We start from the raw sequence: 23,982 nt of genomic DNA, 5'->3' as shown, positions 1-23,982 counted from the left end.
GTCGTTGTACTCTCCGACCACCGGTGATCCTTCGAGGTTCAGGGGAAAACGGCTTCCGTGTGCGGAAGCCGTCTGGCATCAGTCCTGGATCAGGGCTTCCAGGGCGGCGATGCGGGTCTGCAGGGTCGCGGCATCGGCGCTGCGCAGGGTGGCGTGACCGACCTTACGCCCGGCCTTGAAGGCCTTGCCGTAGTGGTGCAAATGGCAGTCTTCCAGGGCGGTGACGGCCGCTACCGGCGGCACCGAGCCAATGAAGTTGACCATGGCGCTCTCGCCCACCTTAGCGGTGGAGCCCAGCGGCAGGCCGGCCACGGCGCGCAGGTGGTTCTCGAACTGGCTGCACTCGGCGCCTTCGATGGTCCAATGCCCGGAATTGTGCACGCGCGGGGCGATCTCGTTGGCTTTCAAGCCACCCTCGACCTCGAAGAATTCGAAGGCCAGCACGCCAACGTAGTCGAGCTGTTCCAGCACGCGGCGGGCATAGTCTTCGGCCAGGGCCTGCAGCGGATGGTCGGCACTGGCCACCGACAGGCGCAGGATGCCGCTTTCGTGGGTGTTGTGTACCAGCGGATAGCAGGCCACCTCGCCGTCACGACCGCGCACGGTCACCAGGGACACCTCGCCGGTGAAGGGCACGAAGCCTTCCAGCAGCAGAGGCACGCTGCCCAGTTCGGCGAAGGCGCCGGTGACGTCTTCCGGCTGACGCAGGACCTTCTGGCCCTTACCGTCGTAGCCCAGGGTGCGGGTCTTGAGCACCGCCGGCAGGTCGATACGGGCCACGGCGGCGTCCAGGTCGGCCTGGGAGAGCACGTCGGCGAAAGCTGGGGTGGGGATGCCCAGGTCGCGGAACATGGACTTTTCGAACAGGCGATCGCGGGCGATGCGCAAGGCTTCGGCCGACGGATAGACCGGTACGAACTGCGAGAGGAAGGCCACGGTTTCAGCCGGGACGCTCTCGAATTCGAAGGTCACCAGATCGACTTCATCGGCCAACTGGCGCAGGTGGTCCTGGTCGCCGTAATCGGCGCGCAGGTGCTCACCCAGGGCGGCGGCGCAGGCATCCGGCGCCGGATCGAGAAAGGCGAAGTTCATGCCCAGCGGCGTGCCGGCCAGGGCGAGCATGCGGCCCAGCTGGCCGCCACCGATGACGCCGATCTTCATGCCTGCTCCCTCGGATCGGGATTGTCCAGCACGGTGCGGGTCTGCTCGTCACGGAAGGCGTTCAGCCGCTCGTGGTACTCAGGATACTTGCCGCCGAGGATGCTGGCGGACAGCAGGGCGGCGTTGATGGCGCCGGCCTTGCCGATGGCCAGGGTGGCGACCGGCACACCGGCGGGCATCTGCACGATGGACAGCAGGGAGTCGACGCCCGAGAGCATGGACGACTGCACGGGCACGCCCAGCACCGGCAGGTGGGTCTTGGCGGCGCACATGCCCGGCAGGTGGGCAGCGCCACCGGCACCAGCGATGATCACCTCGATACCGCGACCGGCGGCCTCTTCGGCGTACTGGAACAGCAGATCAGGGGTGCGGTGGGCGGAGACCACCTTCACTTCGTGGGGAATGCCCAGCTTGTCCAGCATGTCGGCGGTGTGGCTCAGGGTGGACCAGTCGGACTTGGAGCCCATGATCACGCCTACGAGTGCGCTCATCGTCGTGCCTCTGAAATGAAGAAGCCACGCGGCGGACGTGGCTTGGGAAATGAGCGGGACAGTATAGACGAAAGCGGGGCGGAGCGTGCTCCTGCGCCGGGTATCGCCTGTCGGTTGCAGGACAGGCTGTGGCGCCCACGGGATGGGTGGTGGTGTGGGGTGAAAGGTACGGGCCAGAGGCCTGGGGTGGGGCGTGGCGTTAGGGGGTTGGCTTTTATCGCGGCCATGGGCCGCTCCTACAGCAGCAGCCCCTACCGTAGGAGCGGCCCATGGCCGCGATTAATGCAGAGCGGGCGCGTTAGCGGATCACCTTGGCCGCGATAAGCCCTGCCTCAGATCCCTACATCCGGCAATTGCGGACGGGTTTCCAGGGCCTTGGCCATCAGGCGTTCGACGAAGGCGCGATCCGCGTCGGGCAGGGCCAGGCGGGGTGGGCGGGTCAAGGCTCTGCCGCGGCCGGCGAGTTCTTCGCAGAGTTTGATGCACTGCACCAGGTCCGGACGGGCGTCCAGGTGCAGCAGCGGCATGAACCACTCGTAGAGCGGCATGGCGTCGGCGAAGCGGCCAGCCTTGGCCAGGCGGAAGATGGTTTCGCCTTCGGTGGGGAAGATGTTGGACATGCCCGAGACCCAGCCCTCGGCGCCTACGGCGATGCTTTCCAGCACCACGTCGTCGAGGCCGGCGAAGAGCACGAAGCGGTCGCCTACCTCGTTGCGCACGTCGATGAAGCGACGGGTGTCGCCGGAGGAATCCTTGAAGCAGACGATGTTGTCGACATCGGCCAGGGAGATGAGGATGTCCGGGGTGACGTCGTTCTTATAGATCGGCGGGTTGTTGTAGACCATCAGCGGCAGGTCGAGGGCGCTGGCCACGCTGCGGAAGTGGGCGGCGGTCTCGTGGGGCTTGGCCGAGTAGACCAGCGCTGGCATCAGCATGATGCCGTCGGCGCCGGCGCGACCCACCGCCTGAGCGGTGCGGGTGGCGTTGAGGCTGGTGAATTCGGCCACGCCGCAGATCACCGGCACGCGACCACCGGCGGCGTCCTTGGCGACCTCCACCAGGGCGATCTTCTCTTCCAGGGTCAGGGAGGTGTTCTCGCCCACGGTGCCGCACATCACCAGACCGGAGACGCCATCGCGCACCAGGTTGCTGATCACGCCATGGCTCTGGTCCAGATTGACCGAGAAGTCATCGTTGAATTGAGTGGTGACGGCGGGAAAGACGCCGCTCCAATTGACGCGGGGAGTGCTCATGCAGGGGTTTCCTCCAGACGCAGACGGGGCTTGAGAGAGTCGCGGTATTGCCGGGGCGACAGGCCGGTGAGACGGCGGAACTGGCGGCTGAAGGCGCTGTGGTCGGTATAGCCACAGGCCAGGGCCACTTCGGTGACGGGCAGATCGCGGGCCAGCAGACGCGAGGCGGCGTCGAGCCGGGCCTTGTGCAGCAACTGCTGGGGCGTGAGGCGCAGGATGCGTTTGCACTGGCGTTCGAGCTGGGAGACCGACAGGCCCACCCGCTGACTCAGTTCGCCTACCGAAAGCGGCTGGGCATAGTGTTCGCGCAGATAGCGATCGACCTCGGCCACCTTGGCGTGGGCCGGATGATCGGCGGCCGGCGCCTGCAGGTCGTGGGAGATGCCCGCCATACCCATGAGTCGGCCCTGGGCGTCGTGCAGCGGCAGCTTGCGGGTCAGGCACCAGCCCGGGGTGCGGCCGGCATAGAGGTGCAATTCCAGCTGGTCGTCCAGCGCCAGGCCCTCGCGCAGCACGCGGCGATCCTGTTCGGCGTAGGCGCCACCCAGGGGGGCGGGAAAGACTTCCTCGGCGGTCTTGCCGAGCAGTTCGCTGACGTCTTCATAGCCGCAGCGCTGGGCCAGGGTCAGGTTGACCAGCACATAGCGCGCCTCCAGGTCCTTGACGAAGAACACCACGCCGGGAATGGCGTCGAGCAGCGGCGCCACCAGGCTCAGGCTCGCCAGCAGCGCGGGCAGGTCGGCGGGCCGGGCGCGGTTCAGGGCGTCCAGGTGGGCAGCGGCGTTCATCTCTCGTCCTCGGTCAGGGCCAGCAGGCTGTCGATACGGGTGGGTTGCAGGGGAAAGCGCGGCACCGGGGGCGTCCAGCCCAGCAAGACGCGGGTGGCCTGGCCGCAGATGCGGCCCTGGCAGGCACCCATGCCGCAGCGGCTGCGCAGCTTGGCCTGGGTCCAGTCGGCATGGCCAACCAGGGCACCAAGGGCCACGTCTTCGCAGCGGCAGACCAGGGTATCCGGCTGGGCCAGCCGGGCAATGGCCGGATTTAGAGCGAAGGTACGGGCCAGCTGGGCGGCGAAGCGGCGCCAGGCACGGGCCTCGGTCTGCACGCCAGCGATAGCGTCGAGCTGGTTACTGGCGACCAGGCCGGCGATCCGCCCGGTGACCTGGGCCAGTTCGTTGCCGCCGATGCCGGTGCATTCGCCGGCCGCCAAGATGTGTGGCTGGCTGGTGCGCTGGTGTTCATCTACCGCCACAGCGCCGTCCAGGGTGGCGCAGCCCAAGCTCTGGGCCAGTTCGACATTGGGCACCAGGCCGTAGCCACAGGCCAGGCGGTCGCAAGCGATCTCCCAGCGACGCTCGCCCTGGCGCAGGCGCACGGCTTCGAGACGCTCGGTGCCGAGCGCCGCCTCGACCCAGGTGTCGGGGCTATAGCGGGAAGTGGCCAGCGTCAGCGCCTGGCGCAACTTGTTCGGCCAACGCCAGAGCCCCAGGCCGAAGTCGAGCACGGCGCGGCGCCTGGCCTGTTCGGCGACCAGGGCGATGCGGGCACCCGCTTGGCGCGCCGTGGCGGCACTGGCCAGCAGCAGCGGACCGGTACCGGCGACGACGATGCGTTCATCGGCGACTTCGACTCCACCCTTGATCAGTGCCTGCAGGCCGCCAGCACCGGTCACGCCGGGCAGGGTCCAGCCGGGAAACGGCAGCAGCAGTTCGCGGGCACCGGTGCAGAGGATGAGCGTTTCGAACGCCAGGGTACGACTGCCACTGGCGTCTTCCAGCAGCAACTGGCGAGGCCCCAGAACCGCCGCGACCCGGGTGCCGCTCAGTAGCGTCACGTCGGCCGGCAAGCTGCCGACCTCGGCCGCAACCTGCCCGACTCTGGCACGCCAGATCTGGCCGCCAGGCAAGGGATTGTCGTCCAGCAGCACCAGCTTCAGGCCGCGGCCACTGGCCGCGCGGGCAGCGGCGAGACCGGCCGGACCGGCGCCGATGATGAGTAGATCGCAGCTCGCGCCATTCATGACAGGCGCTCCACCTGCATGCCGTCCCGGCAGGAGGTCTGGCACGCCAGACGGCGCACGCCATCGACCTGCACCCGGCATTCCTGGCAGACGCCCATGCCACAAAAAGGTGCTCGGGCCTCCCCGGTCACCGAACGGCGCGCGGCGGGGTTGCCGCTCTTGGCCAGGGCAGCGGTGAGCAGACTGCCAGGGCGGACCTGCAGGCGCTCGCCATCGATGAACAGGGTCAGCATGCCTGACTCCTCGGCGCGGTAGTGAAACGCGCCGGTGCGAAGGGTTCCACGTGGAACGTCGAAGACTCGCCGAACAGTCCATTGGCGATGGCTTCGGCAGTGGCCGGCGCGGTGGTGACGCCCAGGCCCTCGTGACCGACCGCCAGCCACAGACCGGGCTGGTCGGGGTGGGCGCCGATCAGCGGCAGGCCGTCGGGACTGGCGGCGCGCTGGCCGGTCCAGCCCCGGATCAGCGAGGTATGGGTCAGGCCCGGCAGGAAGTCCAGGGCGCGGCGCAACAATTGGCCGACCACTGCGGGTTCCACCGCCATATCCGGACGCTCGAATTGCCGCGACGAACCGATCAGCAACTGGCCGGTGGGCCGCGGCTGGACATTGAAGGCCACCGAGGCGCCGCTGCTGGCGTGGGCGCTGGCGCCGTAACCGATTTCCACCAGTTGATGGCGGACCTGCTCGGGATAGCGGTCGGTGATCAACAGATGCCCCTTCTTCGGCACCAGGGGCAGGTCCGGGCAGAGACTGGCGGCCTGCAGGCCGGCGGCGAGCACCACGGCATCGGCGCTCAGCCAGCGACCGTCGTCCAGGCGCACGCGCTGGCCTTCGACGGCAATCACCCGGGCGCGTTGGAATTCGATCAGCGGCGAGCGCTGCAGCAGCCAGGCGGCGACTACCGGGGCATAGAGCAGTCCGTCGCCCGGCACTTCCAGGCTGCCGGCCAGGGCAGTCAGTGCCGGTTCGGCGGCGGCAGTCGCCGCAGCGTCGAGCGGCTGGTTGGCGACGCCCTGGGCGTCCAGGCGCTGACGTTTCTCTTCGATCAGGTCCAGTTCGGCGGCGTCGCGGGCCAGCCAGAGGGTGCCGCAGTTGCGGTAGTCGGCGGCGCCCGGCAACTGGGGCACCAGCTCACGCCAGAGTGCCAGGGAGCGGGCGCTCAGGGTCAGTTCGGCGGGGTCGTCGTCCATCACCACCAGGTGGCCCATGCCAGCGGCGGAGGCGCCGGGCAGGCCGGCGTCCAGCACCCGCACGCGACAGCCCCGCGCGGCCAGGGCCGCGGCGCAGCTGGCCCCGACGATGCCGCCGCCGACGACGAGAACCTCCGCTACCGCCTTCACCCCGGGATGCCCCAGGCGAAGGGATCGTCGGCGGCCAGCAGCAGGGTCGCTTCGGCCATGACATGGGCGCGCCCACGGATCACTGGCAGGATGCGGCCCTCGTCGCCCGGCTGATAATGGGCCTCGAAACGACTGCCGATGACGCTGGCCTGCTGCCAGACGGCGCCGGGTTCGAGATCGCCGTCCGCCGCCAGGCAGGCCAGCTTGGCGCTGGTGCCGGTGCCGCAGGGCGAGCGGTCATAGGCGCGGCCCGGGCAGAGCACATAGCTGCGGCTGTCGGCGCCGTCCGGGTCGTCGGCGAAGAGTTCGATGTGATCGATATGGCCGCCCTGCTCGCCGGTGATCCCCGCGGCCTCCAGGGCGCCCCGCAGGGCCAGGCTGAAGGTGAGCAACTCTTCAAGGTTATCGGCGGCGACGCGCTGGCCGTGATCGGCACAGAGGAAGAACCAGTTGCCACCCCAGGCGATGTCGCCGGTGACCGGGCCATGGCCGGGAATCTCCACCTGCACGCCCTGCCGGTAGCGATAGGCCGGGACGTTGCGCACGCTGACGCTGCCATCGTCGTGCAGGGTGGCGGTGACATCGCCCACCGGGGTCTCGATCAGGTGATCGCCGGGGCCGATCCGGCTGATATGAGCCAGGGACACCACCAGGCCGATGGTGCCATGGCCGCACATGCCCAGATAGCCGACCTCGTTGAAGAACACCACGCCAGCGCTGGCGGCAGGAGATACTGGCTCACAGAGCAGGGCGCCGACCAGCACCTCGTTGCCGCGCGGTTCACGCATGCAGGCCCGGCGGAAGGCGTCATGCTCCCCGGCCAGCCGGGTGCGGCGCTCGGCCATGCTGCCCTGGCCCAGATCGGGAAAACCATCGAGGACCAGGCGGGTGGGTTCGCCGCCGGTATGGGAGTCGATGACGCGGATGCGCTGCATGGCTGACCTCCGTGAGAGAGGTGCCAGTGTCGCGCAGATGACGGCAAAAGGCTTGCAGGACGTCGGCTAACTAAAAGCCGATATCGGCATAGTCTCCTACCGTCGATCAGCCGCCGTGGCTTTGATTTTCGAGATGTCGCCAGACCTGCTGCACCAGCCGCTTGCGCAACAGGGCACAGCGGTAGAGGCGGATCTCCAGGCCGACCTGCCAGGCGGCGTCGCCGCAGATGGCCAGTTCGCCGCGGGCCAGTTCCGCCGCCACCGACAGCTGTGGCACCCAGGCTACGCCTAGGCCTTGCAGGGCCATGGTCTTGAGGCTGTCGGCCATGGCGGTTTCGTAGAGGGTCACGGCGCGCAGCTTGCGCTGGCGTAGGAGCAGATTCACCGAGCGGCCGAGAAAGGCGCCGGCACTGTAGGCCAGCAGGGGGACGCTGCTCTGCCCGTCCAGCTGGAACATCGGTCGGCCTTCGCCATCGGTGGCGCAGACCGGCAGCATGGCGGTGTGTGCCAGGTGCAGCGAAGGAAACAACTCCGGGTCCATCTGCAGGGCGGCGTCGGGATCGTGGAAGGCCAGCATCAGGTCGCAGGCGCCATCGCGCAGGGCATGGATGGCATCGCCGACGTTGGTGGCCACCAGTCGGCTGGCCAGCGCCAGGCCCTGGCCGCGCAGGCCGGCGATCCACTGCGGAAAGAAGCCCAGGGCCAGGGAGTGGGCGGCGGCGAATTGCAGCACCTCGCCCTGCCCGCCTTCCAGGTGATGCAGATGGCGCACCGTCTCGCCCAGTTGCTCCACCACGCTGCGCGCCGTGACCAGAAACAGCTGACCGGCTTCGGTCAGGCTGATCGGGGTGTGGGATCTGTCCACCAGGGTCAGGCCGACGCTTTCCTCCAGCGCGCGGATGCGTCGGCTGAAGGCGGGCTGGGTGACGAAACGTTTTTCGGCGGCCTGGGAAAAACTGTAGGTGGCCGCCAGGGCCACGAAGTCTTCCAGCCATTTGAATTCGATGTTCATGGCACCCATACGTCGTCTGATCTCGTGAGGTCACAACCTGAGTTATGCCGATCCGGCATGAGGCTTGGCGGATCGGCATTGGCCGGGATCGGCTGGCAGGCCTAGATTCTAGGGCATCGCGGCGTCCGCCGCTCGATCGAAGCCCAACGCTATCATGTCCGACTCTGCATCATCCGTCCGCCTCGAAAAAGATCTTCTCGGTACCCTCGACGTCCCCGCCGATGCCTACTACGGCATCCAGACCCTGCGCGCCGTGCAGAACTTCCGCCTCTCCGGCGTACCCCTCGGTCACTACCCCAAGCTGGTGGTGGCCCTGGCCATGGTCAAGCAGGCCGCGGCCGACGCCAACCACCGGCTCGGCCACCTGCCAGCGGCAAAGCACCAGGCGATCAATGAGGCGTGCTCGCGCATCATTCGCGGCGAATTCCACGACCAGTTCGTGGTGGACATGATCCAGGGCGGGGCCGGCACCTCGACCAACATGAACGCCAACGAGGTGATCGCCAACGTCGCCCTGGAGCTGCTCGGCCATGCCAAGGGCGAGTATCGCCACCTGCACCCGAACAACGACGTCAACATGGCGCAGTCGACCAACGACGCCTACCCCACCGCCATCCGCCTGGGCCTGCTGCTCGGCCATGACGCCCTGCTCGCCAGCCTGGACAGCCTGATCACCGCCTTCGCCGCCAAGGGCGTGGAATTCGCCGAGGTGCTGAAGATGGGTCGCACCCAGCTGCAGGACGCAGTGCCCATGACCCTCGGCCAGGAATTCCATGCCTTCGCCACCACCCTGGGCGAAGACCTGGCGCGGCTGAAGAGCCTGGCGCCGGAGCTGCTCACCGAGGTCAACCTGGGCGGCACCGCCATCGGCACCGGCATCAACGCCGACCCCGGCTACCAGCTGCTGGCCGTGCAGCGCCTGGCGGACATCAGCGGCCAGCCGCTGACCCCGGCCGCCGACCTGATCGAAGCCACCTCGGACATGGGCGCCTTCGTGCTGTTCTCCGGCATGCTCAAGCGCACCGCGGTGAAGCTGTCGAAGATCTGCAACGACCTGCGCCTGCTTTCCAGTGGTCCGCGCACCGGCATCAACGAGATCAACCTGCCGCCGCGCCAGCCGGGCAGCTCCATCATGCCGGGCAAGGTCAATCCGGTGATCCCCGAGGCGGTCAACCAGGTAGCCTTCGAGATCATCGGCAACGACCTGGCGCTGACCCTGGCGGCCGAGGGCGGCCAGCTGCAGCTCAACGTCATGGAGCCGCTGATCGCCTACAAGATCTTCGACTCCATCCGCCTGCTGCAACGCGCCATGGACATGCTGCGCGAGCATTGCATCACCGGCATCACCGCCAACGTCGAGCACTGCCGCCGCCAGGTGGAGCACTCCATCGGCCTGGTCACCGCGCTCAACCCCTACCTGGGCTACGAGACTTCCACTCGCATCGCCAAGACGGCGCTGGAAACCGGTCGCGGGGTACTGGAGCTGGTGCGCGAGGAAAACCTGCTGGACGAGGCGACCCTGGACGACATCCTGCGCCCGGAAAACATGATTGCCCCGCGGTTGGTGCCCTTGAAGGCCAAGGCCTGAGTCCCGCACGCCAGACTTGAGCGGTAAGCGCGGCAACTCCTCGTGGGCGCGGTATCCTTCTTGCTTGGAAGGCTGCCACCGCCCCGGGGAGTTTGCCCATGCGTCAGTCCGGTCTGATCAATCTCAACCTGGTGTCCCTGGTCCTCCAGCAACTGGCGGCCGACACGCCTGCCCGGGCGGAACCGCTGCTGGCCGGTAGCGGCCTGCAGCTGGACGACCTCGAACAGCCCCATCGCCTCATCACCCTGGCCCAGGAACAGCGGGTCATCGCCAACGCCCTGCCCGTCGCGCCGCCCGAACTGGGGCTGCTGCTGGGCTGGCGGCTGCGGGTCTCCGGCTACGGCCTGCTCGGCTATGCCCTGCTCAGTGCCCCGACCCTGGGCGCGGCGTTGCAGGCGGCCCTGGCCCACCAGGGCCTGCTCGGTGCCTATTTCAGCCTGCGCCTGGAGCGCCACGGCGAGCTGGCCTGGCTCAGGGCGGATGACCACCCCTTCGCGCCAGAACTGGAACGCTGCAACGCCGAGTGCTGCCTGGCCTCGCTGCGGGCGATTTGCTGCGACCTCCTGGGCACGTCTCTACCCCTGGTGCAGGTGGCTTTTCGGCACCCCGAGCCGACCTATCGCGAGCGCTATGACGATTGCTTCGGCGCCGCGCCCCTGGCCTTCGGCGCCGCCTTCAATGGCCTGGCCTTTCCCGCCACCTGGCTGGAGCGCGGCCTGCCGCTGGCCGATCCGGTGACCCATCGCGACGCCCTGGAGCAGTGTGGTCGCCTGGCTCCGGAACAGGATCGCCAGCGCGCCCTGCTCGCCCGCATCCGCACCCTGCTGGGCGCCGACCTGGCTGCACCACCCTCCTTCGCGGCCCTGGCCGGCCACCTCGGCATGGCCCCGCGCAGCCTGCGCCGCCACCTGCAGGCCGGCGGCAGCGGCTATCAGCAACTGCTCGACGAGCTGCGCTTCGCGCGGGCGCGTGATCTGCTGGCCCAGGAACGCCTGCCCATCTATCGCATCGCCGAGGCGATGGGCTTCAGCGAGACGGCCAGTTTCCGCCATGCCTTTCGCCGCTGGAGCGGACAGTCGCCCCGGGGTTATCGGCTCTAGCGGCAGGCGTATGCTGAGCGCTTTCCGTCCCCAAGGAGGATTTTCCATGCCCTCACTGAAACTGCTCGCGGACCGCGGCCAACCCACCGACCAATACCGCCTGCCGGCGGAAAAGCGCCTGGAGGGCGATCCGCTGCAGAGTCTCTGGCTCGACTACGAAGATGGCAGTGGTGTCTTCGCCGTCGGCCACTGGCACAGCGAGGTGGGCAAGTGGCGGGTGAGTTACACCGAGGAGGAGTACTGCCAGATCCTCGAAGGGGTGAGTCTGGTCACCGATGACCAGGGCCACGCCACCCGCCTCGAACCGGGCAGCAGCTTTGTCGTGCCGCGTGGCTTCCAGGGGACCTGGGAGGTCGTGGAGCCGACCCTCAAGCGCTTCGTGGTCTACGAAGCCAAGGGCGGTTGATGGTCGACGCCGGGCACAATCTGGCCGGATCTATCCCCTTTTGGCCGTTGCGCCTCTCGTCGCGGGTCGCCGGGCTGGCAAGAATCAGGACAGAGCCCGCCGCCCGGAGTCGCCATGCGCATCCACCACAGTCCCGATCACGCCCTGCACCACGGCCGCTGCGAACTGATCGATGGCCAGTTGCAGCCCTGTTTCGAAAAGCCCCAGCGCGTCGAATTCATCCTCGCCGAGTGTCACCGCCGGCAGCTCGGTGAGGTGGTGGCGCCCAGGGACTTTGGCCGGGCGCCCCTGGCGCGTGTCCACAGCGAGGCCTATCTCGACTTTCTCGCCGGTGCCTGGGACGAATGGGCCGCCGGGGGCGAGACCGTGGACCTACTGCCCTACACCTGGCCGGCACGTACCCTGCGCCAGGTGCTGCCGCCCACCAGCCTGCACGGGCGTCTGGGCTACTACAGCTTCGACGGCGGGGCGCCCATCACCGCCGGCACCTGGCAGGCCGCCTACAGCGCCGCCCAGGTGGCCCTGAGCGCTGGCGCCGAGATCGCCGCGGGCACGCGTAGCGCCTTCGCCCTCTGCCGTCCGCCGGGCCATCACGCCGCGGCCGATGTCATGGGCGGCTACTGCTATCTGAACAACGCCGCCATCGCCGCCCAGGCCGCCCTCGACGGCGGCGCCCGGCGGGTCGCCATCCTCGATGTCGACTACCACCACGGCAATGGCACCCAGGACATCTTCTATGCCCGCGACGACGTGCTGTTCCTGTCGCTGCACGGTGATCCGGGTTTCGAATTCCCCTTCTTCCTCGGCTATGCCGACGAGACCGGCAGCGGGGCGGGCCAGGGCTTCAACCTCAACCTGCCGCTGCCCGCCGGCAGCGCCTGGGACAGCTGGAGCGCCGCCTTGGAAGTAGCGCTGGCGCGACTCCAAAGCTATGCCCCGGACCTGCTGCTGGTCTCCCTGGGCGTGGATACCTTCAAGGCCGATCCCATTTCCCAGTTCAAGCTGGAGAGCGACGACTACCTGCGCCTGGGCGAACGCCTGGCGCGGCTCGGCCTGCCGACCCTGTTCGTCATGGAGGGCGGTTACGCCGTGGCGGAGATCGGCATCAACACGGTGAACGTCCTGGCCGCCTTCGACGGCGCCTGATCCCCCTCCCGAGGAATCCGACCATGCACAGCCTCCTGCGTCCGCTCACCGTCCTGCTCGGTGGCGCCCTGCTCGCCACCGCCGTCCAGGCCGCCGATCCTGGCGAACTGCGGGTCTACAACTGGGCCGACTACATCCTGCCCGAGACGCCCAAGGACTTCGCCAAGCAGACCGGCATCCGTGTCACCTGGGACACCTTCGACAGCAACGAGTCGCTGGAGGCCAAGCTGCTCACCGGCCGCTCCGGCTACGACCTGGTAATCCCCTCCAACCAGTTCCTGGAAACCCAGATCAAGGCCGGAGTGTTCCAGAAGCTGGACAAGACCAAGCTGCCCAACTGGCAGAATCTCGATCCCGAGTTGCTCAAGCTGCTGGAGGTCAACGATCCGGGTAACCAGTACGGCGTGCCCTACATGTACGGCACCATCCTCATCGGCTTCAATCCGGCCAAGGTCAAGGCGGCGCTGGGCGCGGACGCACCGGTGGACAGCTGGGACCTGGTGTTCAAGCCGGAGAACATGGCCAAGCTCAAGAGCTGCGGCGTGGCCATGCTGGATTCGCCCTCGGACATCCTGCCGGTGGTACTGCACTACCTGGGGCTGGATCCCAACAGCGCCAACGCCAAGGACTACGAAAAGGCCACGGCGCTGATGCTGAAGATCCGCCCCTACATGGCCTACTTCAATTCCACCAAGTACATGACCGATATCGCCAACGGCGACATCTGCGTGGCGGTGGGCTATTCGGGCAGCTTCTACCAGTTCGGCAACCGCGCCAAGGAGGCCGGCAACGGCGTGGTGGTGGACTGGCGGCTGCCACGCGAGGGCGCGCCCATCTGGTTCGACACCTGGGCCATTCCGGCCAGTGCCGCCAACGTCGACCAGGCCCATGCCTTCATCAACTACCTGCTCGAACCCAAGGTGATCGCCGGAATCAGCGACTACCTCGGCTACCCCAACGCCAACAAGCCGGGCATGCCGCTGGTGACCGCCGCCATCCGCGACAACCACGACCTGGTGCCCACCCCGGAAATGCTCAAGAAGCTCTATGTGGTGCAGCCGCTGCCGCAGCCCATCGAGCGGGTCCGCACCCGTGCCTGGAGTCGCATCAAGGCCGGCAACTAGCGGCAACGGCGTCCACGACCACCCGAATGGTAGCCAATGGCTACCATTCGGCGGTTACATCCCCGCGTCCGGGAACCCTCTATCGCGCTAAGGGACTTACTGTGCTGAAGTGACCCATTGGATTTACCTGCCAGGTACGGCGTCATGTCCCTCAGTCTCGCCCTCACCCGAGCGCTGGCTCGCCCTTTCTGGGCCCTGCGCTTCGAATCGGTATTGGAACGGCATTACCAGCACGACATCGCCCGTTCGCGCCGGCGGCACCTGCGCATCAGCCTGACCGTGGCCATCCTCGCCTACGCCAGCTTCTCGATCTGGGACTGGATCCTGATGAACGAGGCCTTCTGGCTCATCAGCCTGCTCAGCGCGCTGGTGGTGATTGGCGGCGGGCTGGTCTTGCTGGCGCTCGGGGTGATACCCGCCGAACATCCCGCGCGCGAGTGGTTGGGCATCCTGCCCTGTCTGCTGGCCTATCTCCCGCCGCTGCTCGACGTCGAGGCCACCGATGCCGCGCACCGCGCCCTCTGGCTGGCGACCATGCCGCTGATGACGCTCTTCACCAACAGCTGCATCGCGCCGCCCCTGCGCCAGGCCGCGGTCCACAGCCTGTTCGCCCTGCTGGCCATCGGCCTGGCCACCCAGATGCATGCCCTGTCGGCTCTGGAGGCTTCGCTGGTCATGACCCTGGCGTTCGCCACCGCGAGCTTCACCCTGCTCAACAACTTCTGGATGGAGCGCGCGCGCCGTCAGGGCTATCTGCTGATCCTGCGCGACCGCTTGCGCAACGAAGAGCTGGCCGCCACCAACCGCGTTCTGGAACAGCAATCGGCCACGGACCCCCTCACCGGCGTGGCCAACCGCCGGGCGCTGATGCAGGCCCTGGCCACCGCCCTGGCCTATCCCCCGCCCCGGCCATTGCTCCTGCTGATGATCGACGTCGATCACTTCAAGGCCTTCAATGACCGCTATGGGCATCCGGCCGGCGATCGCTGCCTGCAACAGGTCGCCACCGCCCTGGCCAATGAATTGCGCGCCGGCGACTGCCTGGCCCGCTACGGTGGCGAGGAGTTCGCCATCCTCTGCACCCCTTCGCGCGAGGAGGATGCCAGCAAACTGGCCCAGCGCCTGCTCGATGCGGTACGGCGCCTGGAGATTCCCCACCTCGGCCCCCCTGCTGGTCCGCGCGTGACCGTGAGCATCGGCGGCGCCTGCGCCCGACTGGACCACGACTGCGCCGAAACCTTTCTCGAAGCCGCCGATCGCCAGCTCTACTGGGCCAAGCAGGCCGGGCGCGACCGCGCCATCCTGGAGGATTGCGATCGCTGCCAGACCCAGGTCGCTGAACCCAGCTAGCCCAGGCGATAGACCCGATCGACCAGAGTCGCGCTGGCCAGGCGCTGGCGCAGATCGTCGTCCAGGTGAGGGTCCTGCCAGTCGTAGAGACCGATGCGGCCATAGGCCTGACCGCGCCGGGGGCGGGTGCCCAGGTACTCCCAGACCACTCGGGTGCAGGCCGGCTCGCGGCGGTCGGAGGCGCTGACGCCCAGCTTGAGGCCGTTGAGGCGATCGATGCGATTGCGCGCGCTGGGCAGCAGCACCGTCTGCGACAACTCGTTGCCGGTGAGGGATTCGTAGTCGGTGAAGAACAGCCGGCTTTCCAGGCTCATGGCCAGGCCCAGGTAACGAAAGCGTGCCTGGCTCGTGGCCTCGCCCTGACGACGCAGGCGTTCGAAACGCACATAGCGAAAGACGCCTTCCTCCTCGAACAGCCGCACCAGCCCACAGAGCACTACGCCTGGGGTGGAGAGCGACGGATAGTATTCGTGGTAGTAGCCCTGGTAACGGACCAAGCCTTCCTGGCGTTCGCCGAACAGGGCCAGCGCCTGCCCCGCCCACCCCGTCTCCTGGCTGACCGGTGCCCCCAGGCGCGCCGCGAATTGCCGTTGCGGCAGCTGCAGATCACTGGCCGGCAATCCGAAGAACTCCGCCAGTCGCTGCAGGTTGTAGGGCGACGGACGGCTCTGGCCGTTGAGGTAGCGATTGAACTGGGCACGGTTGATACCGACGGCGCGACAGACGGCGGCAATCGAGCGGTGGCGCTGGCAGAGCAGCTGCAAATTGGCGGAAAAATCGCTCATGAACCCTGCCCAAGCTTGACAGACGGCCGGAAAACTAGCATCAAGTCGCGCCATTTTGAAGCGAGGCGCGGAATTGTCCACGCCGGTGGGATAGCCGAACCTAGGCGGCCCGGTCCGTCTTACTGCCCGTTCCACCCGGACCGATCCGTCCCAGCGCCCTGTCCCGGTCGTCTCCCCACGACCGGGCGCGGTGTCGGGAGCGGGATATTCCACAATAATAGCCCCAAGGCTTGCGAGCCGGCCTTGGAGCATCACTAGCATGCTCGAGGATTCTTCATGCACTACCTAGAAATGCTCAACGACTTCCTGTCCGGCCACGTGCTCATCGTGCTGATCGTCGGCCTGGGCAGCTATTTCACCCTGCGCTCGCGATTCGTGCAGGTGCGCCACTTCCCGCACATGTTCACGGTGTTCAAGGATTCCCTGCGCAACAGCGGCGACGGCCTGAGTTCCTTCCAGGCGCTGATGCTCAGCCTGGCCGGCCGCGTGGGTGCCGGCAACATCGCCGGTGTGGGCCTGGCCGTGACCCTGGGTGGCCCCGGTGCGGTGTTCTGGATGTGGGTGACCGCCCTGGTCGGCATGGCCAGCAGCTTCTTCGAGTGCACCCTGGCGCAGGTCTACAAGCGCGCCGATGGCGACGGCCTCTACATCGGCGGTCCGGCGTACTACATCCAGCACGGCCTCAACAAACGCTGGATGGCGCTGATCTTCTCGGGCCTGCTGCTGGTGACCTACGGCTTCGCCTTCGTCGGCCTGCAGTCCTTCACCGTGACCCACTCGCTGGAAAACGCCTTCGGCCTGCCGGTGCAGTACACCGGGATCGCCCTGGCCATCCTGCTGGGCCTGGTGTTCATCGGTGGCATCAAGCGCATCGCCGCGGTCTCCGACGTCCTGGTGCCGGTCAAGACCCTGGCCTACATCGCCGTCACCCTCTATGTGATCGTCACCCAGATCGACCTGGTGCCCGGCACCCTGCTGACCATCGTCAAGAGCGCCTTCGGCCTGGAGCCGGCCTTCGCCGGTCTGCTGGGCGCCGCCATCACCATGGGCGTCAAGCGTGGCGTCTTCGCCAACGAAGCCGGCCTGGGCGCCGCGCCCAACGTCGCCGCCGTGGCCGCGGTCAAGCACCCGGCCGCCCAGGGCGTGGTGCAGGCCTTCAGCGTCTTCCTCGACACCTTCGTCATCTGCACCTGTACCGCGCTGCTGATCCTGCTCTCCGGCTTCTATGCCCCGGGCTTCGACGGCGACGGCATCGTGCTGACCCAGAACTCCCTGGCCGCGGTGGTCGGTGACTGGGGCCGCATCTTCATCAGCGTCGCCCTGTCGCTGTTCGTCTTCACCTGCATCCTCTACAACATCTACCTGGGCGAGAACGGCCTGCGCTACCTGCTCGGCCGCGGCAAGGCCGTGCTGCTCGGCTATCGCGGCCTGGTGCTGGTGTTGATCTGCTGGGGCTCCATGCAGAACCTGACCACGGTGTTCGCCTTCGCCGACATCACCATGACCTGCCTGGCCTTCGTCAACCTGATCGCCCTGGCGATGCTGATCAAGGTCGGCATGCGCATCCTCAACGACTACGACGCCCAGCGCCGCGCCGGTGTCGATCAGCCGGTGTTTGATGCCGACCAGTTCCGCGACCTGGACCTGGATCGCCAGGCCTGGCCGTCGCTGGATCGTCTGGAAGACACCGTCGCCGAAGCCCGCGCCGCCCAGCCGCGCCAGGCGCACTGACCGCCGCAGCGGTCACGTTGGGCTTCGCTACGCTCAACCCAACCTACGGGTGACGTAGGTTGGGTTGAGGCGGCTCCATCGCCGAAGCCCAACGGCCCCGAACCATGATTCGCTTGTCTGCCCCCACCTCGCGTGGGGGCAGTCTTATCAGGAAGTCCCCCATGACCTCACCCTACCTGCACATCCTCTACACCGGCGGCACCATCGGCATGCAGGCGACCGCCGCCGGCCTGGCCCCAGCCGCCGGTTTCGAGGCGCGCATCGAGGCCCTGCTGGCCAGCCGCCCGGAACTGGGCAACCCGACCTGGCGGCTGCAGGAGCTGCTGCCGCTGATCGACAGCGCCAACATGAGCCCCGCCGCCTGGGAGCGCATGGCCCAGGCCATCGTCGCCGCGGCCGCGGACCCGGCCTGTCGCGGCGTGCTGGTGCTGCACGGCACCGATACCCTGGCCTACAGCGCCGCCGCCCTGGCCTTCCGGCTGCTGGGTCTGGCCATTCCGGTGCTGCTGACCGGCTCCATGCTGCCGGCCGGCGTGCCGGACAGCGATGCCGACGGCAACCTGGCCGACAGCTTCGCCGCCTTCGCCGGCGGGCTGGCGCCGGGGGTGCAGGTGCAATTCCATGGCGAACGCCTGCCGGCGGCGCGCTGCACCAAGCAGGCCAGCAGCGGCTGGAAGGCCTTCGTGGCAAGTGCCCGGCCGCGCAGCGGCGACACCCTGGTGGCCACGCCGGCCGCCTTACGCTTCGACCAGCCGCGCCAGGCGGTACGGGTAGCGGTGCTGCCGCTGTTTCCGGGCGTCGATGGCGCCACCTTGCGCGGTCTGGCGGGCAGCGGCGTGCAGGGGCTGGTACTGGAATGCTACGGCAGTGGCACGGGGCCGGCGGACGACGCCGACTTCCTCGCGGCGCTGGCCGAACAACGCGATGCCGGGGTACCAGTGGTCGCCCTCAGTCAGGGTGCTCGCGGCACGGTGGAACTGGGCACCTACGCCGCCGGCAGCGGCCTGGCCGACGCCGGGGTGATCTCCGGCCGCGGCATGACCCGCGAAGCCGCCCTGGGCAAGCTGCACAGCCTGCTCGGCTGCGGCCTGGAGCGCGCGGCGGTGGCCGAGTGGATCGGGCGTAATCTGTGCGAGGAGTTGTGATCTTCGGCCAGGTGCCGGCTGCTCCCTCACCCCGGCCCTCTCCCAGGGGGAGAGGGGGCGTTTGGGTAGACGCCGCAGCACGGCAGTGACCCTGCCAAGCCAAGAGTGAGCCCTGCGCACGCTCCAATACCCAACACGCCAAAGCCTATCGGAGCATCCCCTCTCCCTCTGGGAGAGGGCCAGGGTGAGAGTCCGCTTGAAGCCTGATAGCCCCAAGCCCTTCGCACCAAACTCCCCTGCGCGCCCCCTCTCCCCCCGGGAGAAGGCCGGGGGAAGGGCCCGCTTGACGCCTGACACAACGCACCAAACTCCCCTTGAGCGCCCCCTCTCCCTTTGGGAGAGGGCCGGGGTGAGGGCAAACCCTCACGCCAAAGTAGCCCCTACAGCGCCTCGCGCCACAGGCTCACCGCCATCTCGGCCGAGGCGCCTGGCCCTACGGTCAGGACGTCGTCCATCACCCGGGCGGTCTCGATGCAGAGCATGCCGGGCCAGGCGTCGTCGGCGAACTGGCTCAGGCGCGCCGCCTTGTCGATCCAGGGATTCCACAGCACCGCCGAATGGCTGTTGCGGGTCTCCACGAACAGTCGGCGCTGCCACTGAGTATCACGGATCGCCAGGCGCGCCGGCAGACCGACATAGACCCGGTCGGTCTCGGCGGTGATGGTCGGCTCGCCGTTCTGCCGCTTGCGGGTCCAGCCGTCCAGGCAGTCGTAGTAGTCGGCATTGGCCAGGCCCTCGATACCTACCTCGCGCACGTCGCTCACGGCGAAATAGGTGTGCAGCGCCTGGCTCAGCACCAGCGGGTGATCTTCCAGATTGCGCACGCTCAGGGTCAGCTCCAGGCGTTCGCCCACACTCAGGCTCAGGGTCAGCTCGGTGGCATGGGGCCAGCCCGGAGTGGTCTCGGCGGAGGTGCGGTGGTGGAAGTCCAGGCGCACCCGGTCGGTGTCCACCTCGACGCCACCCGCCTGCCAGGCCACCTGCCGTGCCAGGCCATGGGCCGGGGCGTCCGCGGTGGTGGTGCACATGGCCTGGACCTCGGCCGGATTCTTCAGCAGGTCGCCGAACCAGGGCCAGCAGACCGGGATGCCGCCACGGATCGGGGTGCCGGGCTCGAACACGGCTTCCGGATTGCCCCAGACGATGTCCGGTTCGCCGTCGAAGCCGTAGCGCAGCACATGGGCGCCCTGGCAGGCCACCAGGGCTTCGGCCTGGCCGACGCGGATGCGCCAGACGGGCAATTGACCCAGTTGGATCTGTTCGACGAGGGGGGCAGCGGACATGGGATGACTCCTGGAAAAGGTGAGAGGCGACTGTAGTCCAGTCGAGGACCGGGCTCCAGCCAGCCATGGACAGCGCCGGCGGCAAAAGCTTCCAACGTCGCCCGCGTCTCATACCCGCGCGGCGGCGCTCGGCTAGACTCCTGGCCTCGTCCCCCAGGAACCGCTCCGCCATGTCGGCTTTCCCGCGCCTTTCCGTTCTGCTCGGCCTGACCCTGCCGCTCCTGGCCAACGCGGCGACCTCTCTCGACGACGAGGTCCGCACCGCCGCCCGCGCGGTGATGGCCGAGCAGGGCATCCCGGGGCTCGCGATAGGCGTCAGCGCTCCGGGGCTGCGCCGGCTCTACTACTTCGGCGTGGCCGACCGCCGCAGCAGCCAGCCGGTGGACGCCGCCACCCTGTTCGAGATCGGCTCCCTGAGCAAGACCTACACCGCCACCCTGGGTGGCTACGCGGCGGCGACGGGCCGGCTGCGGCTGGACGAAACGGTTGCGCAGGTTCGCCCGGCCCTGGCCGGCAGCGCCATCGGCCAGGCCAGCCTGCTGCAGCTGGCCACCTACAGCGCCGGCGGCCTGCCGCTGCAATTTCCCGACAGCGTCACCCGCGACGATCAGACGACGGCCTTCTACCGCGCCTTCCAGCCGCCCTTCCCCGCCGGCAGCCGCCGCCTCTACTCTAATCCCAGCATCGGCCTGTTCGGCGCCCTGGCGGCCCAGCGGCTCGACGAGCCCTTCGCCACGGCCCTGCAGCGCCACGTACTGACGCCCCTGGGACTCAGTCACACCTATCTGCAGGTGCCGGCAGCGGCTCAGGCCCACTACGCCTGGGGTCATGGCAAGAAAGGCGAGCCGCTGCGGGTCAATCCCGGCGTCTATGCCGAAGAGGCCTATGGCATCAAGACCACTGCCGGGGATCTGCTGGGTTTCGTCGAGGCCAACCTGACTCCTGGCCGGCTGCCGGCACCCCTGGCCAAGGCGCTCGACGCCACCCAGCGGGGCTACTACCGCAGCGGTTCCATGACCCAGGGCCTGGGCTGGGAGGCCTACCCCTATCCGCTAGCCAAGACCCAGCTGCTGGCCGGCAATACCCCGGCGATGGCCCTGGAGCCGCAACCGGTGGACTGGCAGCACCCGCCATTGCTGGCGAGCGGCGCCCGGCTGTTGAACAAGACCGGCTCCACCAACGGCTTCGGCGCCTATGCGCTGTTCGTCCCCGAGCGTCGGATCGGCCTGGTGATCCTGGCCAACCGCAACTACCCGAATTCCGCGCGGATCGAGACGGCCTGGCGGATCTTGCAGCAGCTCGATGGCGGGGTGCAGTAAGCGAACGTGTTGCCGCGGCCATGGCACTCCGCTCTACCGGTCGCCGTAGGTTGGGTTGAGCGCAGCGAAGCCCAACGTCGTCTTGGGACGCAGGCATTGTTGGGCTTCGACGATGGAGCTGTCTCAACCCAACCTACGGACCAAAGCGAGGGCGTAGGTTAGGTGGATGACGGCGCAGCCTCATGCGCGAAGTCCAACCTCAGGCCCCGCCCGACTCCTCCCGCCCCTCCGCCGGCACCTCGTGCTCGGTGGCGTAGCCAGCGTCGGCCGCTTCCAGCACGCCATGGGCGATGCTGCAGAACAGCGAATTGACCCGGCGCATGTCACTGAGCAGCCCCAGGTGCAGGGAGCTGGTCTCAAAGCTCTCCACCACCTGTTGATGCAGCCGCTCAACGTGGGCATGGGCATAGCGCCGCTCCAGCAGGCGGAAGCGCTGCTTGAGCCGGCGTAGACGCCGCGCCGCGTCCAGGTCGCCGGACAGATAGACCGACAGGCACAGCTTGAGGCTGTCGACCAGCAGCCGGTGCAGCGCGGAGAGTTCGTCCACCCCGGAGGCCGAGAAGGACCGCCGCGCGGCGATCTTCTTGCTGTCCACGTCGCTGGCCATGCGCTCGATCAGATCGCCGGCCTGCTCCAGGTTGATCGCCAGTTCGATGGTCTCGGCCCAGCGCCGGCTGTCGCGCTCGTCGAGGTCGTCACGCGGCATGCGCGCCAGGTACAGCTTGATCGCCGTGTAGAGGGCGTCGACATCATCGTCGAGGCGGCGCACCTCGCGGGCCAGCTGCTTGTCGCCGGCGTTGATCAGCACCAGCAGGTGCTGCAGCATCTGCTCGACGACGTCGCCCATGCGCAGCAGTTCGCGGGAGGCGTTGGTCAGTGCCAGGGCCGGGGTGTCCAGGGCGGCGGTGTCCAGGTGGCGCGGCCGCAGGATGGTCTCGGCGCTGTCCTTGGCCGGCAGCATGGCGGTGCAGAAGCGCGCCAGGGGCCCGGTCAGCGGCAGGAACAGCAGGCAGCGCACCAAGTTGTAGGCGACGTGGAAACCGATCACCACCTCGGCGTCGTTGAAGTCGTAGCCCTGCAGCCAGTCGGCCAGCAGGCCGATCCAGGGCAGCACCAGGATGCAGCCGGCGAGCTTGAACAGCAGGCTGCCCACCGCCACCCGCCGCGCCTCCACGCCCTGCTTGGCCGCGCCCATCAGCGCCAGCACGCCGCTGCCCAGGTTGGCACCCACCACCAGGCACAGCGCCACCTTGAGCGAGATGACCCCGGAGCCGGCCAAGGTAGCGGTGAGCAGCACCGCTGCCAGGCTGGAATAGGACACCATGGCGAAGACCGCGCCGGTCAGGGCATCCAGTAGTTGATCACCGGTCAGCGAAGAGAACAGCACCTTGACCCCGGCGGCGTGGGTCATGGGCGAGGCCGCTTCGACGATCAGCTGCAGCGCCAGAATGATCAGCCCCAGGCCGATGGCGACCCGGCCGAGCTGGCCGGCGCGGGTCTGCTTGCGACCGAGAAAGAACACCACGCCCAGAAAGATCAGCAGCGGCGACAGCCAGGACAGGTCGAAGGTCAGCACCCGCGCCATCAGCGCGGTGCCCACGTCGGCGCCGAGCATGATGGCCAGCGCCGGGGTGAGCGGCACCAGGCCCTGGGCGACGAAGGAGGTCACCAGCAGCGCCGTGGCGTTGCTGCTCTGCACCAGGGCGGTGACGGCGATACCGGAAAGAAAGGCCAGCGGCATGCGCTGCATGCTGCGGCTGAGCACCCGGCGCAGGCTGGCGCCGTATACCCGCAGGATGCCGGTGCGCACGATATGGGTGCCCCACACCAGCAGGGCCACAGCGGATAGCAGATTGAGCAGTGTCAGCATCGTGGCGCCCTCCCGGCGCGTGTCCAAGAGCTCCTGGCGAGCTTGTCACAAAATCGTAATGACCGTTCTGCACAGACGCACGAGCCCGAAGGCAGGGCACCTTCGGGCTCGTGGGGACTTGCTGGATTAGGCGGCGGAGAGCCGGGTGGGTTCCGCCGCCGCGATCAGATCTGCTCTTTGCGCAGCTTGACCGCTTCGCGGGCCTTGGCCTTGCCGCGCAGGCGGATGTTGATGGCTTCCACCGCCAGCGAGAAGGCCATGGCGAAGTAGACGTAGCCCTTGGGCACGTGGACCTCGAAGGCCTCGGCGATGAGCACGGTGCCGACCACGATCAGGAAGGACAGCGCCAGCATCTTCAGACTCGGGTGCTTGTCGATGAAAGTGCTGATGGCGCCGGCCGCCAGCATCATCACCAGCACCGCGACGATGATCGCCGCGACCATGACCGGCACGTGGCTGACCATGCCGACCGCGGTGATCACCGAGTCCAGCGAGAAGACGATGTCGATGATGGCGATCTGGATGATGGTGCCGATGAAGCCGCTGCCCTTCTTCGTGGACGCGTCTTCGTCCTGCTCTTCCTCGCCTTCCAGGCCGTGGTAGATCTCGGCGCTGCTCTTCCACAGGAGGAACAGGCCGCCGAAGAAGAGGATGAGGTCACGGCCGGAGATGCCCTGGCCGAAGACGAAGAACAGGTCGGCGGTGAGGCGCATGACCCAGGTGATGGACAGCAGCAGCAGGATGCGGGTGACCATGGCCAGGGCCAGGCCGAAGAACCGGGTCCGCGCCTGCATGTGCTTGGGCATGCGGCTGACCAGGATGGAGATCATGATGATGTTGTCGATGCCGAGGACGATCTCCAGGGCCGTCAGGGTAAAGAAGGCGACCCAGATTTCCGGGTTGGTCAACCAGTCCATTGCA

At 67.9% G+C, this 23,982-nt stretch carries 22 protein-coding genes; 9 read left to right on the top strand and 13 right to left on the bottom strand.

Translation table 11 applies throughout. The features are described from left to right. Positions 1–78: 78 nt before the first annotated feature. From FEZ61_RS12345 to FEZ61_RS12305, 9 genes are all read right to left on the bottom strand, one after another. Complete coding sequence (locus tag FEZ61_RS12345) at positions 79–1,161, bottom strand: 5-(carboxyamino)imidazole ribonucleotide synthase (RefSeq protein ID WP_173148839.1); 1,083 nt, start codon at positions 1,159–1,161, stop codon at positions 79–81. Continuing rightward, positions 1,158–1,652 carry a 5-(carboxyamino)imidazole ribonucleotide mutase gene (gene purE / locus FEZ61_RS12340; protein WP_007160060.1) on the bottom strand — a complete coding sequence of 165 codons (495 nt, stop codon included), beginning with the start codon at positions 1,650–1,652 and terminating at the stop codon, positions 1,158–1,160. The genes FEZ61_RS12345 and purE overlap by 4 nt, the downstream gene beginning before the upstream one ends. Before the next feature lie 332 nt (positions 1,653–1,984). Continuing rightward, positions 1,985–2,905: a dihydrodipicolinate synthase family protein gene (locus FEZ61_RS12335; RefSeq protein ID WP_173148837.1), complete on the bottom strand. Its 921-nt coding sequence runs from the start codon at positions 2,903–2,905 to the stop codon at positions 1,985–1,987. Next, positions 2,902–3,693, bottom strand: a complete 792-nt coding sequence (locus FEZ61_RS12330) for an AraC family transcriptional regulator (protein WP_017639212.1) — start codon at positions 3,691–3,693, stop codon at positions 2,902–2,904. Before FEZ61_RS12330 ends, FEZ61_RS12335 begins: the two co-directional genes overlap by 4 nt. Beyond that, positions 3,690–4,925 carry an FAD/NAD(P)-binding oxidoreductase gene (locus tag FEZ61_RS12325; RefSeq protein ID WP_173148835.1) on the bottom strand — a complete coding sequence of 412 codons (1,236 nt, stop codon included), beginning with the start codon at positions 4,923–4,925 and terminating at the stop codon, positions 3,690–3,692. Before FEZ61_RS12325 ends, FEZ61_RS12330 begins: the two co-directional genes overlap by 4 nt. After that, a complete protein-coding gene (locus FEZ61_RS12320; protein WP_017639210.1) occupies positions 4,922–5,158 on the bottom strand; it encodes a (2Fe-2S)-binding protein in 237 nt (78 codons plus the stop codon). Before FEZ61_RS12320 ends, FEZ61_RS12325 begins: the two co-directional genes overlap by 4 nt. Next, entirely contained in the window at positions 5,152–6,267 is a 1,116-nt protein-coding gene (locus FEZ61_RS12315) for an FAD-dependent oxidoreductase (protein ID WP_173148833.1), read from the bottom strand. The genes FEZ61_RS12320 and FEZ61_RS12315 overlap by 7 nt, the downstream gene beginning before the upstream one ends. Further along, positions 6,264–7,202 (bottom strand): 4-hydroxyproline epimerase, encoded by a 939-nt coding sequence (locus FEZ61_RS12310; RefSeq protein ID WP_017639208.1) that lies wholly within the window; start codon positions 7,200–7,202, stop codon positions 6,264–6,266. The genes FEZ61_RS12315 and FEZ61_RS12310 overlap by 4 nt, the downstream gene beginning before the upstream one ends. A 106-nt stretch (positions 7,203–7,308) precedes the next feature. Then, positions 7,309–8,214, bottom strand: coding sequence for a LysR substrate-binding domain-containing protein (locus FEZ61_RS12305; RefSeq protein ID WP_026083632.1), 906 nt, complete (start codon positions 8,212–8,214; stop codon positions 7,309–7,311). 154 nt (positions 8,215–8,368) lie between these two features. Between FEZ61_RS12305 and FEZ61_RS12300 the strand changes: the two genes are divergently transcribed. The 6 genes from FEZ61_RS12300 (at position 8,369) to FEZ61_RS12275 (ending at position 14,928) form a co-directional block, all read left to right on the top strand. Then, positions 8,369–9,802: an aspartate ammonia-lyase gene (locus tag FEZ61_RS12300; RefSeq protein WP_017639206.1), complete on the top strand. Its 1,434-nt coding sequence runs from the start codon at positions 8,369–8,371 to the stop codon at positions 9,800–9,802. Positions 9,803–9,900: 98 nt separating this feature from the next. Then, positions 9,901–10,902: an AraC family transcriptional regulator gene (locus FEZ61_RS12295; protein WP_064307661.1), complete on the top strand. Its 1,002-nt coding sequence runs from the start codon at positions 9,901–9,903 to the stop codon at positions 10,900–10,902. Positions 10,903–10,948: 46 nt separating this feature from the next. Next, on the top strand, positions 10,949–11,308 hold the full coding sequence (locus FEZ61_RS12290; RefSeq protein WP_173148831.1) for a cupin domain-containing protein: 360 nt from the start codon (positions 10,949–10,951) through the stop codon (positions 11,306–11,308). Positions 11,309–11,422: 114 nt separating this feature from the next. Beyond that, on the top strand, positions 11,423–12,454 hold the full coding sequence (locus FEZ61_RS12285; protein WP_173148829.1) for a histone deacetylase family protein: 1,032 nt from the start codon (positions 11,423–11,425) through the stop codon (positions 12,452–12,454). A gap of 23 nt (positions 12,455–12,477) precedes the next feature. Continuing rightward, entirely contained in the window at positions 12,478–13,578 is a 1,101-nt protein-coding gene (locus FEZ61_RS12280; RefSeq protein WP_017639202.1) for a polyamine ABC transporter substrate-binding protein, read from the top strand. A 144-nt stretch (positions 13,579–13,722) separates the two neighbouring features. Then, positions 13,723–14,928 carry a GGDEF domain-containing protein gene (locus FEZ61_RS12275; RefSeq protein WP_173148827.1) on the top strand — a complete coding sequence of 402 codons (1,206 nt, stop codon included), beginning with the start codon at positions 13,723–13,725 and terminating at the stop codon, positions 14,926–14,928. Here the strand turns inward: FEZ61_RS12275 and FEZ61_RS12270 are convergent. After that, complete coding sequence (locus FEZ61_RS12270) at positions 14,925–15,713, bottom strand: helix-turn-helix transcriptional regulator (protein ID WP_017639200.1); 789 nt, start codon at positions 15,711–15,713, stop codon at positions 14,925–14,927. The genes FEZ61_RS12275 and FEZ61_RS12270 overlap by 4 nt on opposite strands. 276 nt (positions 15,714–15,989) lie before the next feature. Between FEZ61_RS12270 and FEZ61_RS12265 the strand changes: the two genes are divergently transcribed. Further along, a complete protein-coding gene (locus FEZ61_RS12265; RefSeq protein WP_068384473.1) occupies positions 15,990–17,444 on the top strand; it encodes an alanine/glycine:cation symporter family protein in 1,455 nt (484 codons plus the stop codon). 161 nt (positions 17,445–17,605) lie between these two features. Next, a complete protein-coding gene (locus FEZ61_RS12260; protein WP_064307050.1) occupies positions 17,606–18,589 on the top strand; it encodes an asparaginase in 984 nt (327 codons plus the stop codon). A 380-nt stretch (positions 18,590–18,969) separates the two neighbouring features. Here FEZ61_RS12260 and FEZ61_RS12255 read toward each other — a convergent pair whose 3' ends face one another. Then, positions 18,970–19,872, bottom strand: coding sequence for a D-hexose-6-phosphate mutarotase (locus FEZ61_RS12255; protein WP_173148825.1), 903 nt, complete (start codon positions 19,870–19,872; stop codon positions 18,970–18,972). A gap of 170 nt (positions 19,873–20,042) precedes the next feature. On the opposite strand from FEZ61_RS12255, the gene ampC reads away from it, so the two are divergent. After that, the gene (gene ampC / locus FEZ61_RS12250) at positions 20,043–21,191 is read left to right on the top strand and encodes a class C beta-lactamase (RefSeq protein WP_173148823.1); all 1,149 of its coding nucleotides are present in this window, start codon (positions 20,043–20,045) and stop codon (positions 21,189–21,191) included. A 199-nt stretch (positions 21,192–21,390) separates the two neighbouring features. On the opposite strand, the gene FEZ61_RS12245 is transcribed toward ampC, so the two are convergent. Both FEZ61_RS12245 and FEZ61_RS12240 read right to left on the bottom strand, forming a co-directional pair. After that, positions 21,391–23,061 carry a Na/Pi cotransporter family protein gene (locus FEZ61_RS12245; RefSeq protein ID WP_068384469.1) on the bottom strand — a complete coding sequence of 557 codons (1,671 nt, stop codon included), beginning with the start codon at positions 23,059–23,061 and terminating at the stop codon, positions 21,391–21,393. A gap of 164 nt (positions 23,062–23,225) precedes the next feature. Beyond that, positions 23,226–23,978 (bottom strand): TerC family protein, encoded by a 753-nt coding sequence (locus FEZ61_RS12240; RefSeq protein WP_173148821.1) that lies wholly within the window; start codon positions 23,976–23,978, stop codon positions 23,226–23,228. Between the last annotated feature and the right edge of the window lie 4 nt (positions 23,979–23,982).

Source organism: Pseudomonas sp. MS15a(2019) (assembly GCF_013277805.1).
GTDB classification, from domain to species: domain Bacteria; phylum Pseudomonadota; class Gammaproteobacteria; order Pseudomonadales; family Pseudomonadaceae; genus Chryseomonas; species Chryseomonas benzopyrenica.
The sequence above is the reverse complement of the archived record's forward strand: the minus strand, read 5'-3'. Positions and strand labels throughout refer to the sequence as shown.